General features: G+C 41.3%; 7 protein-coding genes. 5 read left to right on the forward strand and 2 right to left on the reverse strand.

Going from position 1 to position 14,339, the window contains the following annotated elements; all coding sequences use genetic code 11:
• Positions 1-162 precede the first annotated feature (162 nt).
• From RM553_RS05215 to RM553_RS05225, 3 genes are read left to right on the forward strand one after another with little or no spacing between them, the layout of a single operon-like run.
• Positions 163-1,605, forward strand: a complete 1,443-nt coding sequence (locus tag RM553_RS05215) for a dihydrolipoyl dehydrogenase family protein (protein WP_311533902.1) — start codon at positions 163-165, stop codon at positions 1,603-1,605.
• Complete coding sequence (locus RM553_RS05220) at positions 1,602-2,309, forward strand: TIGR04283 family arsenosugar biosynthesis glycosyltransferase (RefSeq protein ID WP_311533903.1); 708 nt, start codon at positions 1,602-1,604, stop codon at positions 2,307-2,309. The genes RM553_RS05215 and RM553_RS05220 overlap by 4 nt, the downstream gene beginning before the upstream one ends.
• The gene (locus tag RM553_RS05225; RefSeq protein WP_311533904.1) at positions 2,302-2,970 is read left to right on the forward strand and encodes a haloacid dehalogenase type II; all 669 of its coding nucleotides are present in this window, start codon (positions 2,302-2,304) and stop codon (positions 2,968-2,970) included. Before RM553_RS05220 ends, RM553_RS05225 begins: the two co-directional genes overlap by 8 nt.
• On the opposite strand, the gene RM553_RS05230 is transcribed toward RM553_RS05225, so the two are convergent.
• Both RM553_RS05230 and RM553_RS05235 read right to left on the reverse strand, forming a co-directional pair.
• Entirely contained in the window at positions 2,965-4,329 is a 1,365-nt protein-coding gene (locus RM553_RS05230) for a mercuric reductase (protein ID WP_311533905.1), read from the reverse strand. The genes RM553_RS05225 and RM553_RS05230 overlap by 6 nt on opposite strands.
• A 31-nt stretch (positions 4,330-4,360) precedes the next feature.
• Positions 4,361-7,954 (reverse strand): bifunctional metallophosphoesterase/BamA family protein, encoded by a 3,594-nt coding sequence (locus RM553_RS05235; protein WP_311533906.1) that lies wholly within the window; start codon positions 7,952-7,954, stop codon positions 4,361-4,363.
• Between the two features lie 220 nt (positions 7,955-8,174).
• Here RM553_RS05235 and RM553_RS05240 point away from each other — a divergent pair, with 220 nt between their 5' ends.
• Together RM553_RS05240 and RM553_RS05245 are read left to right on the forward strand one after the other, a co-directional pair.
• Positions 8,175-10,967, forward strand: a complete 2,793-nt coding sequence (locus tag RM553_RS05240; RefSeq protein WP_311533907.1) for a triple tyrosine motif-containing protein — start codon at positions 8,175-8,177, stop codon at positions 10,965-10,967.
• 242 nt (positions 10,968-11,209) lie between these two features.
• The gene (locus RM553_RS05245; protein ID WP_311533908.1) at positions 11,210-14,320 is read left to right on the forward strand and encodes a SusC/RagA family TonB-linked outer membrane protein; all 3,111 of its coding nucleotides are present in this window, start codon (positions 11,210-11,212) and stop codon (positions 14,318-14,320) included.
• Positions 14,321-14,339: the final 19 nt, after the last annotated feature.

Below are 14,339 nucleotides of genomic sequence, written 5' to 3' on the forward strand. Positions count from 1 at the left end.
TTTGTAGAAGAATGATTTAAAGCCGGTTTCTATTTGTAAACCGGCTTTTTTTATCAATATGAATAGTTGTTTAAGATTTAGTTGCGCCCAAAAATTTGGCAGATATTGATGTTTTAAGCAGGTTCGGCTGATCAATAGGTAGAGTTAGTAACCATAGTCCCGATGAAGGAAAAGAAATATGATCTTATTGTTATTGGATCCGGCTCGGGCGGCCTTGGCATTGCGATGGGCATGCTGGAGTTTGGGTTTAAAGTTTTGCTCATAGATAAAACTTCCGAAAAAATTGGAGGAGAATGCCTTAATACCGGCTGCGTTCCCAGTAAAAGTTTCATAAATGCCTCGAAAACAATACACCAGGCTCAAAAGGCACAGGAATTTGGACTGGAAGTAAATGGGAAAATCAGTTTGCCAAAGATAATGGAGTATGTGAGGCAAAGGCAGAAAGTTATACGGCAGCACGAAAATGCAGATTATCTGCGGAAGAAGGGTTTGCACATTATCCTGGGCACAGCTAAGTTTATTTCCCGTAGCAGTATCGAAATTAATGAGAAAAATTACAGGGCAAAAAACATTGTTATCGCCACCGGCTCTTCTCCCAGGAAAATTAATATTAAAGGTGCGGATCTCATTAGTTGCTATACAAATGAAGATGTTTTCCAGCTTGCCTCTTTGCCTGCAAATTTTATCTTTTTAGGGGCCGGGCCGGTAAGTATAGAATTGGGGCAGGCATTTTCCAGGCTTGGTTCCAGGGTTACAATAATTGACAGGAGCAGTAGTATTTTAAAAAAGGAAGATCCGTTTATCAGCAATGCACTTCAGAAAAAACTGGAGCAGGAGAATATTGATTTTCTTCTGAATGCCGAAATTGAAGAAATTCTTTCCTCTTCCGAAGCAGTAATAAAAACATCAGGTGGAGAAAAAAAGGAAATTCCTGCAGATGCTGTTTTTATGGGGCTGGGGCGGGAATTAGATTTTGATGATCTTAATCTGGAAGCCGCGGGAATAGAAACCGATGGAAATAAGATCAAGCTCAACAGGAAGCTTCAAACCACCAATAAAAATGTTTTTGTAAGTGGGGATGCCGCCGGCAACATGAAATTTTCCCACGCGGCAGAAATGCACAATATGTTGTTGCTGAACAATTTCCTTTCCCCGGTTAAGAAAAAACTCGATTTTAGTCATTTTTCCTGGGTAACCTTTACAGATCCAGAAGTGGCCACCTTTGGATGGAGCGAAGAACAGCTAAAAGAAAAGGAAATTCCCTATGAGCGCCTGGAAAATGACTTTAGGGAAAGCGACCGAGCGGTGACTGCCAACTTTCAGGATGGGAAAATACTGCTGTTTATTGAAAAGAAGAAATTCAATTCAGCTTCTGCCAAGGTCCTTGGTGGGAGTATCCTGGCGCCTGGTGCGGGAGAAATTTTCCAGGAGCTGGTATTGGCAAATTCCGCCGGAATCACCATAAAACAACTTATGGATAAAATTTATCCTTATCCCACGGCAGCAAATATGCACAAGATCGTGGTAAGGAACAGGATCCTGAAAGACCTGAAACCCTGGATGAAAAAAATTGCCCGGGGTTTCTATAAATTTGGAAAAAGATGATTTCCATAATTATTCCTGTTCTCAACGAAGCTTCTCATATTGCTGAGGTTTTAAAACACACGCTTTCCCTACATGGGGAATTTGAAATTATTGTGGTAGATGGCGGGAGTAATGATGCAACTATGCAGATTGTTGGTTCATTTCCTGAAGTAAAGACCTGTATTTCCAGGAAAGGAAGGAGCCACCAGATGAATGCCGGGGCTGCAATGGCGAAAGGTGAAATTCTCCTGTTTTTACATGCCGATACTTTTTTACCAGAGAATTCACTTCTTAAAATAGAAGCCGTTATGGCAAATAAGTCCCTTGCAGGTGGCAGTTTTTTCCTGAAGTTTGACCATAAGCACTGGATTTTATCTTTTTATACTGGACTTAGCAAGATCAACAGTTCTTTTTTTACTTATGGGGACCATGCGATTTTTATCCGTCATTCTGTTTTTAAAAAGATTAAAGGATACAAACCCTTATCTTTTATGGAAGATATCGAGATACAGTTTCGGCTGAAGCGGGAAGGAAAATTTGTAAAATTACCCTTTGGGGTGGTAACTTCAGCAAGAAGGTTTGTAGAAGCCGGGCCGGTAAAGCAGTTTTTTCTGGACGTTTTTCTGGTAGGGCTTTACCATATCGGTTTTTCAGCTAACAGCCTTAAACGATTCTATAAAGACTGGAATTCTTCAGCAAAACTAAAAGAACAAAAACATGGATAAGAGACCGCGGTTACTGATTTTTGATGTAAATGAGACACTATTGGACATGAGCCCGCTCAAAGAATCGGTGAATGCTGCTTTGGAGAACAAAAATGCCTTTGATGCCTGGTTCCCGATGCTGCTCCAATATTCTTTAGTGGAAACTATTACCGGGGAATATCATGATTTTTCTGAAGTGGCCGCAGCTACGTTTCAAATGTTAGCTAAAAAATGGAATTTTTTCTTTTCCGAAGAAGAAATAAAGGAGGTCCTGGAGCCGGTAAAGCGACTTCCTCCTTATCCCGATGTGGCAAAGGGCCTTGAAATATTGCAAAAGCAAGGTTTAACGCTGGTGGCACTCACTAACGGTAAACCATCGGTTGCAACGGAGCAGCTGAAATTCGCTAAGATAGACCAGTTTTTTGAGCACATTTGGAGCGTAGAAGTAGTGAAAAAATATAAACCGCATGCATCCACGTATAACTTTGTGCTTGAGCAAACGGGTACTTCCGCAGAAAATGCGATGATGGTGGCAGCACATGGCTGGGATATTGCTGGTGCGAAAAATGCCGGTTTACAAACCGCCTTTATTGAAAGAGCCGGGAAAAGCCTTTATCCCTTAGCGAAGAAACCGGATCTACAAAAACCTTCTATAACAGCTTTAGCCGAAAAGCTCCTATAATTCCAGTTTTTCAGGAGATTCCAGCATGCTGGGGATCAATTCGCTTACCGTGGGATGGATATGGACGGCATCCCTGATGGTGGTGTAGGGCGTGCCCGCATACATGGCGTCTATTATGCCGTGAATATATTCATCTGCCCTGGTCCCGAGAAAGCTGGCGCCGAGGATTTTTTTAGTTGCTGCTTCAATGTAGATCTTTAATATCCCTTCAGTTTCTCCCATTTCCTTAGCCCGAGAGATTTTATTCATGGGCATGCTGGCAATTTCCGCCTTTATGCCTTTTTCTTTTATCATTTTTTCATTCATTCCCACGCGCGCCAGAGGTGGATCAATATACGCCGCGTAACAGGTAAAGCGGTCAGAGAGTTTCCTGCTTGAATTTCCGAAGAGATGGTCATTTACAATCTGGTAATCGTTAAAAGAGGTATGCGTAAAAGCACCTTCGCCATTGCAGTCTCCCAAAGCCCAAATATGCCGGACTGATGTTTGCAACTGCTCATTTACCTTAATATATCCCTTCTCGTCCAGCTCAACATCGGTATTCTCCAGTCCCAGGTTATCCGTATTAGGAATTCTTCCTGTGGCTACGAGCAGGTGTGAGCCGCTTATTTTTTCTTCGGAACCCTTTATATTAATGAATACCTCAGTCTTATTTGCTGTAGCTTCTTCTATTTTGGCGTTAAAATAAATTTTAATGTCTTCTTTTTCGAGAATATCTTTAATGGCTTCTGAAATATCTTCGTCTTCCTGCTTCATTAACCTGCTGCCATGGTCCAGGATACTTACTTTGCTGCCAAAGCGCCTGAACATCTGGGCAAATTCCAGGCCTATATAGCCTCCGCCAACGATGATGAGGTGCTCCGGGATTTCTTCCAGTTCCAGCATTCCTTCGTTCGTGTAATAGTGAATATTTTCAAATTCTGAAGGTATCCTGGAACGGGCCCCGGTATTTATAAAAATCTTTTCTGCGGAAATCACCTCTCCGTTTACTTCTAAACTATGGTTATCTCTGAAGTTTGCAATTCCGCGGTAAACGCTTATTTGCTCATTTTCTTCAAGCATTTTTTCAATCCCGGACCTGGATTCCCCTATAATTTCTTCTTTACGTTTTTTTATTTGTTTCAGATTAATACTTACATCGCCCTGCACTTCAACGCCATGATTGCTGCTGTTTTTGGTAACAAAAGCCCTTCTTGCGCTGGCGATGTAGGATTTGGTAGGTGTACAGCCTGTATTTACACAGGTACCTCCAAATTTTCCTTTTTCAACTATAGCTACTTTTTGGCCATTTTTAGCCAAACTTGCTGCAAGCGGATTTCCTGCCTGTCCCGATCCTAGAATAATTGCGTCAAATTTCATAATCTCATTTTTTCATGTTCCTGTTGAAGTTTTAGAACTGGAATCCAAGGTTGAAAATGATCCTGCTGGTATTTTCATCACTCACATAATAACCTATCCCGCCGGTAATAGCGTAGAAGGCATTTACAAATACAGAGCCGCCGTAACTGTTGTGCCATCTGCTGGAATCGGAATTTTCGCTCCAAACACGGCCGTAGTCAAAACCAAGGCTCACTCCCAGGTTCACGGGGATGTAATGCGTTTCCAGACGGGCAATCCCGGTACGTAAATCGGTTGTCTGGTAAAAAGAATATTTGCCATTAAACCGCTGATTTCGGTAACCGCGCAAGGTTCTTTTACCGCCAATGGTGGCGCCGTCATAAAATTCATATTCGTCTCCAAAGATCATTTCTCCGCCAATTTTAGTGGCTAAAACCACAATTCCGCTTTCATGTAGCGGATAATCTATAGAAACAGAAGGTTGCAGGTAACCAAAAGCATTATCATGTTCGTCAATATTCTGTCTGTAACCGGTGACTATATTCGCTTCCATCCCACGGCGGGGGTAAGCAAGTTCGCTGGGTTTATTTTTGTAATTAAATCCTATTTCCCCACTGGCATAATATTGAGTGTCGAAAAGGTCATTTTCCTGGTCAAAAAACTGGTTTACAAATTCATTATTGTCAGCTTTTACTTCCATAGATTCTATCCTGGGTTGAACGTAAAAACTTGCTCCTGTTTCATTCCGCCAGATAAGGGAAGGAGCAAAACTCCATTGTTGTATCCTCACGCGGTTATAATCGCGGTCTACGGCATCATCGTCGTAAAAAGACTCATTCCCGAAGCCGAAAAAGTTTAAGGTGTAATTAGGACTCGTGTAGCGTGCATCTATCCCCAGGTTCCAGTTATAAAAAAGATGGGCGAATTCGCCGGAGTAGGAGACATCAAAACCTTTTGTGGCAAAGTAATAAAACGCGCTAATCTTATGCTGCTCAGTGAAAGGATTACGCAACAGGCCGTATTTTGTAAAGGTGTTTGCCAGCCCAAGTTTTAATCCGGCATTGGTATCAAAATCTACAGTCGGGAAAAGAATGTTTTTGGTAACCCTTCTTTTTGCAGGATCATAAGTGTTAATGTCGTAGCTGTCAACCAACATTTTGTTGGCCGAAGGGGTTAAAATAGTGTTTTCCCTGGTTTTGTAATCGTAGAGTTTTGCTTTCCTGGTGTTCTGAAAATCATAAGTATCATTTTCCTCTCCACCCAGTATCTTCAGTTTAATAAGATGGTTTCCTTTTCCTTCAATTCTGAACCTGTCTTCACCATCCATACCATAAATCCAGATTTCTTCAGTTTCATCCCTGTTGTAAGAATTCTCAAAAACAATTTCTCCCTCACTTTTTATCTTAACTTCTGTTACTCCGTTGTCTTTGCGGGTAATCAGGAATTCATCATCTTCTTCAGTTCCCGTAATTACCTGAAACTCCTGAAAATAATTATAATAATCCCGGGTAATTTGTAGTAGTTTCTCCCTTCGTTTTTTCAGATTTTCCTTTATTTCCCGGATGCTTTCATCCTGAACATCTTTAGGCAGGCTGGCAAAAGCGTCATCAATTTTTTCATCTGTCAGCGTCTGTTGAATATAATTTACCTGCTCTTTCCATTCCTGCCAATCGGCATTTTGAATAATGGCTTTATCAATGTGGTACGCAGCTTCATTAAACCACTTGGGATCTTTAATTACATCTCCGGTAAAAGTTTGCATAGACCGCATTTCCGGGATTCCCATTTGGATTATCCGGGTTATTGGCCCGTCATAGCGGGGAAAAGCCTGGTCCCTGTCCCGCGCGATAGGCTTGTACATTAACTTGCCGTCTTCCTGTTCAAACTGCGCCCACCTCCATTGGTCTTCATGGCGGTCCCAGTCTCCTATAAGCATGTCAAATATCCTGGCACGCAGGTATGTATCCTCATCTACATAAGAATCTTTTGTATCCTGTAACTCCAGTAAAAGATCTGAAGTGCTTATAATATCATCGGGGGCGCCAAAGGTTTCAAAGTCTTTATTCTCGTCTCCCACATGTTCTTCGAGCATATAGAGCTTATCTCCGTAGTCTTCATTGTAGATGCCCAATTCTTCCTGCTTCGGGACATAATAAATTTTGGGATTTGAATGAAATAGTCCAAGATCTTCAGACAGCTCCTGCACCGCAAAAGGAGCGTAGGGATGTGCGGTAGTGTAAAAATCCTGGATAATACTTTCTGCAACCGTGCTATCGGCAATTTCTTCAACATAATGGGTTTTTACCATATGCTGGAGGAACTGTACCGCGCTTTTGCGCATCTCCCTTAAGGTATATTCATGCTCATCCTCATCAATTAAACGTATGGATCTTGATTGATGGCCGCCACCTACGGCAATAGGTTTGGGATTGCCCGGCAAATCATCTAAAAAAAGTACCGGTGCATTTAAGGGTGAGCTGTAAACATCGCGGTAATGATCGCCCCAAAGCCATTTATAGAACCCCGTCCTTTTAGTCTCCTCTGGTTTATAAATAGAAGAGGTGAAATTTTCTTCAAAGTTTTCGCGCGGTTGGTACTTCATATCCTCCAGCCGGGGCCGTTCCCTCTTCAGAGTTCTGGTAGCCAAAAGTTCCGGACCTTCTGGCCTGGCCGCATAAAAACGGACTACAGAGCTTCGGTCTTTAAAAACCGTGATTTTGGCATATCCATTTTCTTCGGAAGCAAAGCTTTCTTCATCATGGACTTTGGCAGGTTCGGTTTTGGCAGCGGCACCACTTATAACCTGCGGAATCCCATCATCTTGCAGGAACTGGAGGTTCCTGTCACTCCCTGAAACAAAAATCACATCATTGTAGAGGCTTGCCAGGGTTTCTGCCCTTCCTCTTAGTTCCTGCATGGCCAGGCTGTAGAAAGATTCATTGGAAAAACCACCGGTGCGGTCTATAAACCCGTGCCTGGTGTTGGTTATTACCGGATGATGCATGGCCAAAATGATAGTTTTATTCTGCTCATCCTTCAGGTTATCCCGAAATTCCAGGAAAAATTCTTCCCGGGTCTTGATTTCGCATTTGTTGTTGATATAAGGATGGTCATCCCAGTCTTCCAGGAACCACTGTGAGTCCACCATCATTAATTCAACTTCATCACTCAATGTTTCCGATTCTATCGGGCAGCCGTCATTAGGCCAGAATTCCACATCGGCATTGTCCTGAAGAAAAGATTCCATGTCGTCCAGGTTTTCCTGGCCGCCACCTTTGCGCCACTCATTTGTGCCCGGATTAAAAATTACATTTCCATTAAAATTTTGAAGCGGCTTTAACAGCTCTTCTTTTAAAGTTTTCTTTACCGTCTCCCTTTCTTCTTTATCGCTTGGATAGCCTTTTTCAGTGATATTCCCCAGGACGACAAGGCTGGCATTTTCATCATGCCGGGAAGCATCAACTATCTGTTTAAAGATCAACTGTGATTTTGAATTTTTCAGCCCGGTATTGGCAGTGAAATAAAGTACGTGGGAAATTTCTTTTTGGGCAGTAGCAGTATCTTCCTGCGCTTGTGCAGAATTGAATATCAGAAATAAAGCAAGGAAGAAGGAGCAGGATTTTAATCCATTTACAGCATTTAGCATATAAAAGCCTATTATTGAAATTGGGTGTTTCTTAATTGAGCGAAGTTTGGAAAAAAATTCAGAAAAGAGAGAAATTTTAACTGTCTATAACATTTACTATGGACATAATTATTAAAGATTTCCTAAAAACGAAAGCCAAATTGTTCATCCCATAGAATAATTCTTGTTAATTTGCTGTTACCGCCATTGTTTGCCTAAAATGAATGTTACGAATAGAAATTTGAAATTTTTACAATACTTAATTTTTCTTTGTCTTCTTCTTTCACTACCCGGTCGCGGGCAGGAATTGCCGCCGGTAGTAAATTATCATCCTAATAATTATGGGGCTGGAAATCAAAACTGGATGATTTCCCAGGGCGGCAACAGGAATATTTATATAGCCAATGGGATGGGTCTTTTGGAGTTCACCGGAGAGGACTGGAATCTTTATCCCGTTCCCAATAAAACCATTGTACGGTCGGTTAAAGTTGTGGATGAGCGTATTTACACCGGCGCTTATATGGAGGTGGGCTATTGGAAAAAAGATAGTTTAGGGGAACTCGGTTACAAAAGCCTAAACGGTATTTTCCCACGGCCTATGGTTGATGGGGAACAGTTTTGGGATATCGAGGAAAGTAATGGCTATGTTCTCTTCAGGAGTTTTTCTGGGATCTATCTTTATGATCCGGGTGCAGATAAAATCAGTCTTCTGCCGAACCCTGCTTCAAAACCTGTAACCAATTTATTAAAAGAGGATGGTAAAATTTACTTTCAGCTGGCTGATGAAGGATTATTTACTATTACTAATGCTAAACCTGTTTTAGTGGTGCCTCAAGGGGAAATTGGACCTATAGAGATTATGGAAGTTTTCCGGCAGGAGAATGGACTTTTGATTATAAGCGGGCAGGGAGAATTTTTGTTATGGAGCAATGATGTTTTACAACCTGTTTTTTCAGAATTAAGCAGCCTTATGAAGGAGGCCGGGATACTTTCCGCTGTTCAGCTATCCAATGGGGAGCTGGTTTTAGGAACAGTAGGGGAAGGGATTTACCATACCACCGCTTCCGGCGAGGTGCTTCATCATTTTGAACAGGGGAATGTTTTGTTAAACAACACCATATTGAGCCTATTTGTAGATAAGGAACAAAATATATGGGCGGGGCTCGATAACGGCTTAAGTGTGGTGAACCTGGATTCATCTTTTTCAATTTTCGGGGATAATAAAGGAGACATAGGTTCTGTATATTGCTCTTATCAGGATGATGATTATCTTTATTTGGGGACTAATCAGGGCTTGTATTACAGAGAAGGGAATGAGGAAAAATTTAAGCTTATAGAAGGTACTAACGGCCAGGTATGGAGCTTGCAAAAAATAGATGGTGACCTGTTTTGTGGTCATAACACCGGTACCTTTCTTGTTAAAGATTTTAGTGCCAGAAAAATTTCCGACAGGCTGGGTACCTGGCTGGTAAGGGCTCTTCCTTCCAAAGAGGGATTTTATATTCAGGGACATTATAATGGAATAAGTTTTCTTAAAAGGGAAGGTGGCGGTAGTTATAAAGACCTGCCGATGCTGGTAGATTTTCCGCATTCTTCCAAATTTATTGTTACAGAGGAGAATGGGGAAGTATGGATAAGCAATGAGCATAAAGGGGTCTTCCGGATGCTGCTGAACGATTCCCTGACTGCTGCGGCAAAGATGAAGAATTACAAGGTTAGTGCCGGGCCGGCAATTACTTCCTGCATTTTTAAATTTGACGACTCCCTTTATTTTTCTTCAAAAGAAAGGATTTTAAAATACAACAGGGAAGAGGATTCATTTATTGCAAATTCCCGGCTTGGAAATCTGTTGAAAGAAACCAGCAGACTTACCGGAAGAATTGTGGAAGATGGCACTGGCAAAATCTGGGGCTTTGGCGAGGATGCGCTCTTCAACATAGAGGTGGCGGACCTAAGCGATGATTACCGGTACAATCCTGTTTATATTTCAAGGGAATTCCGGAATATTACCCTGGGATATGAAAATATTAGCAGGTTAAATGACGGGGATTTTCTCCTGGGCGTATCTAACGGATATCTGAAATTTAATCATGTTACTGAACATGACAACCTTTATGACGTGCGCATTGATGAGATTGCCAGCTCCAGGCTGGATGAAAGCTGGGAAGAGCTTAACCCTAACCGTGAGGCAGAATTGCATTATAAAAGCAATAATGTGATGTTCAGGTTTAGCACGCCGGTTTATAAGAAATTTCTGGCGCCGGTTTACAGTTACCGGCTTAAAGGTTTAAGTGACAGGTGGAGTGAATGGGAAGATGTGGCCACTGCAAGCTTTAAAAACCTTTCCTTTGGGGACTACACTTTTGAGGTAAAAGCAAAAGTGGGAGCAGGTGAAACAGGGATATCATCCTATAATTTTACTGTTAACAGGTCATGGTATCTCAGCTATTGGGCATTCCTGATTTACTTTATCGTATTCCTGTTTATCTTATATGGTATGCACCTAATCTCCCAAAGGCAGCACAGGAAGCAGGTGGAAGAGAATGAAAAAGCGCTGAGGATGCAGAATCTTGAAGCGGAGCAGAAAATTATTAAGTTGGAAAATGAAAGATTGGAGCAGGATATGGAGAATAAAAACAGGGAACTTGCTGCCTCCACAATGAGCCTCATTAAGAAAAATGAGTTTCTTTCTGAAATTAAAAACCGGCTTCAGGAATCTGAATCTTCCAAAGTTAAATCTGTTATTAAAACAATAGATAAGGATATAAGTGAAGAAGATAACTGGAAATTCTTCAAAAAAGCCTTCAGCAATGCCGATAAGGATTTCTTCCATAAGATGAAGCAGAAACATCCTGAGCTTACTTCCAACGATCTTAAATTATGTGCCTACCTCCGGTTAAATTTGTCTTCAAAGGAAATAGCACCTTTACTCAACATATCGGTGAAGAGTGTGGAGATTAAACGATATCGTTTGCGAAAAAAGATGAATTTAGGCAGAAATCTCAATCTCACCGACTATATACTGGCTATCTGAAACTTAACAGCTCTCAAAAAAAACTCTACATTACCTCTACAAGCTAATTTCTAAATAAAATTTTTCAAATAAAGCCGATGTTTTCAAGTTGCTTGCTACACCGTGTATTATTTGAATTTTTAGCAATATCGGACTCATTATTTTGTCATTTTCTGAAATGTAGACTTTTTGTAAAGGCTCTAAAGGTATTTGCTTAACGTTCTATTAATATATTGCATTGTAATTTTTAACAATCATTCAACATGAAGAAATTTACTTGTCTTTTAATGACCTTATTTTGGGGTGGCTTATTTTCTGTGTTTTCTCAAACTGTCCCGGTACAGGGTACGGTGACAGACGAGAATAACCTGCCACTCCTGGGGGTAAATGTATTGGTGAAAAACAAAAGTACTGGTACAACTACAGATTTCGATGGAAATTATTCTGTAGATGTGGAAATTAATGATACTCTTGTCTTTTCTTACATAGGTTTCAATAACAAGGAATTTGTTATTAATGAGGCCCAAACGCTTGATGTAACTTTGGAGGAAAATCAAAGTGACCTTGAGGAAGTGGTAGTAGTGGGGTATGGTACCCAGAAAAAAAGTGTGGTAACAGGAGCCATCTCCAGTGTCAATGCTTCAGATCTTGAAACACTACCGATAAATACCGTAGGAGAAGCTCTGCAAGGCCGTACTTCCGGATTAACCGTTGCTGCATCCAGTGGACAGCCTGGTTCTGGTGCTACAATAAGGGTGCGGGGGATTACTACTTTAAATAATAATGATCCTTTGTGGATTGTTGATGGAGTTGTGGTTGATAATGGTGGTATTAATTACTTGAATCAATCTGATATTGCTTCCATAGAAGTTTTAAAGGATGCAGCATCCCAGGCCATATACGGGGCAAGGGCAGCCAGTGGGGTAATTCTTGTAACCACAAAATCTGGTAAAGAAGGTAGGATGAAGCTTAGCTACAACACCTACGCGGGATTTTCAGAACCGGCAGATCGCATAAATTTGACCAACGCCACCGAGTATGCAGCCTTGCGTAATGAAGCCAGTATAAATGATGGTGGGGATATAGTTTTTTCTGATCTTAGCTCCTTTGGGACGGGTACAGACTGGCAGGATGTAATTTTTAACGATTCAGCTTTTCGCCAGAACCATGAGCTTAGCCTTAGCGGGGGCAGCGATGTTTCCAGCTTTTATTTCTCTTTTGGATATCTTGAGGAAGAAGGTATTGTGGCAACAGATATTTCCAACTATGAACGTACTAACATACGTTTAAACTCTACACATAACATCACCCCATGGTTAACCTTCGGGGAAAATTTTGGATATTCAAGAAATAAAAGTGTTGGAATTGGAAATACCAATAGTGAATATGGTGGGCCGCTGAGTTCAGCCATTAATTTAGATCCTCTTACACCCGTAATCGTGACCGATCCTGAGAGGCTGGGACAGTTCCCGTACAACCAGGATCTACCTTTTATTCGTGATGCCAATGGAAATCCTTATGGTATTTCCCAAAACGTTGCTCAGGAAATTATAAACCCTCTGGCATATATTCAAACCCGTCTTGGAAACTTTGGGTACAGTGACAATTTCGTAGGAAACGCTTTTGTAGAGGCGGAGCCTGTGGAAGGATTGGTATTCCGTTCTAACCTTGGTGTAAAATTATCTTATTGGGGGGATGAGTCATTCACGCCCATCAACTATTTAAATGCTTCTACAAGTACTGCTCAAACTTCTTTTACCAGAAGTAGCAATAATAAACTCGATTATAATCTAGAGAATACGATCTCTTATTCAGATCAAATTGGAGAACATGATTTTACTATACTTTTAGGCCAGGGAGCATATAAAGAAAATGAAGCCAAAGGATTAAGTGTAACCAAATATGGCATTCCCGTTGATAATTTTGATGATGCTTCATTGAACTTCGATGTGCCTGAAGATGATATAGTTGCAAACGGATATGAAAATGTGCCACATAAAGTTGCTTCTCTTTTTGGTAGAATAAACTATAACTACGGTGAAAAATACCTGTTTAGCGGGATAATTCGTAGAGACGGGTCTTCGAGGTTTGGTGCCAATAACAAGTATGGTATCTTTCCTTCAGCATCTGTAGGTTGGGTGGCTTCCAGAGAAAATTTCTGGGGGACTAACAATCCGGTTAGCTTCTTTAAATTGAGAGGTAGTTATGGCGTTGTGGGTAACGATAACGTTGGAGATCTGGCTTTTCTTTCTACTATTGGTTCCGGAAGAAATTATGCTTTTGGAGATCAGCTTGGCAGCTACGATGTTGGATATAGCCCCGATGCACCGGCTAACCCGGATCTCAAGTGGGAAGAAACCAGCCAGTTAAACATAGGATTTGAGTCACGGTTTTTAGATGGTTTTTCACTTGAAGTGGATTGGTATAGAAAAGAAACAACAGACATCTTACTATATCCACGAATTCCTGCATTTGCAGGGGTTATCGGGAATCCGGCCAGAAACGTTGGGGACATGGAAAACACGGGGGTAGAAATGAATTTGGGGTATTCATTAAGCGGGGAGGATTTCGGCTTTTCTGCTAATGCAAATGCCTCTTATCTACACAATGAAGTAACCTTTTTAGGTGACGGCCAGGAATATCTTGACGGCGGTGAAGCATTTCAATCCAGTACCTTCCCTATTACCAGGACCGCTGTAGGGGAAGCGGTAAATTCCTTCTATGGTTTTAAGACTTTGGGGATATTCCAGACTCAGGAAGAAATTAATAATTATACAAATGCTGAAGGGCAGTTAATTCAGCCAAATGCTGTGCCAGGGGATTTTAGGTGGCAGGATACCGATGGAAACGGTTCTATTAATGAAGAGGACCGGGTTTTTATTGGCGACCCAACTCCTAACTGGTCTTATGGTATTACAATAAACGGGTACTACAAAAATTTTGACTTTACTGTATTTGGCCAGGGTGTCGCCGGAAACCAGATATTCCAGGGGCTGCGCAGGCTGGATATTGCAAATGCAAATTATCCTGCTAAGGCTCTGGACAGATGGACAGGCCCGGGAACTTCAGATTCCTTTCCAAGAATGACGAATGATGATCCTAATAATAACTATAGCAATCCTTCCGATTTTTATCTGGAAGACGGGGATTACTTCAGAATTAAAACTGCTCAAATAGGATATAGTCTGCCCGAAAGTGTTCTTTCTACCGTAGGCTTTGAAAAAGTGAGGGTGTATGTAATGAGCGAGAACCTTTTCACCTTTACAAAATACTCTGGTTTCGATCCCGAAATTGGAGGTGGTGTATTAAGTATAGACAGAGGTATATATCCGCAGGCAAGGTCTTTTATGCTTGGGGCATCAATTGGTTTTTAATTGTAAAAAATTTTAAAAG

This window comes from Autumnicola tepida, assembly GCF_031846485.1.
Classification (GTDB): domain Bacteria; phylum Bacteroidota; class Bacteroidia; order Flavobacteriales; family Flavobacteriaceae; genus Autumnicola; species Autumnicola tepida.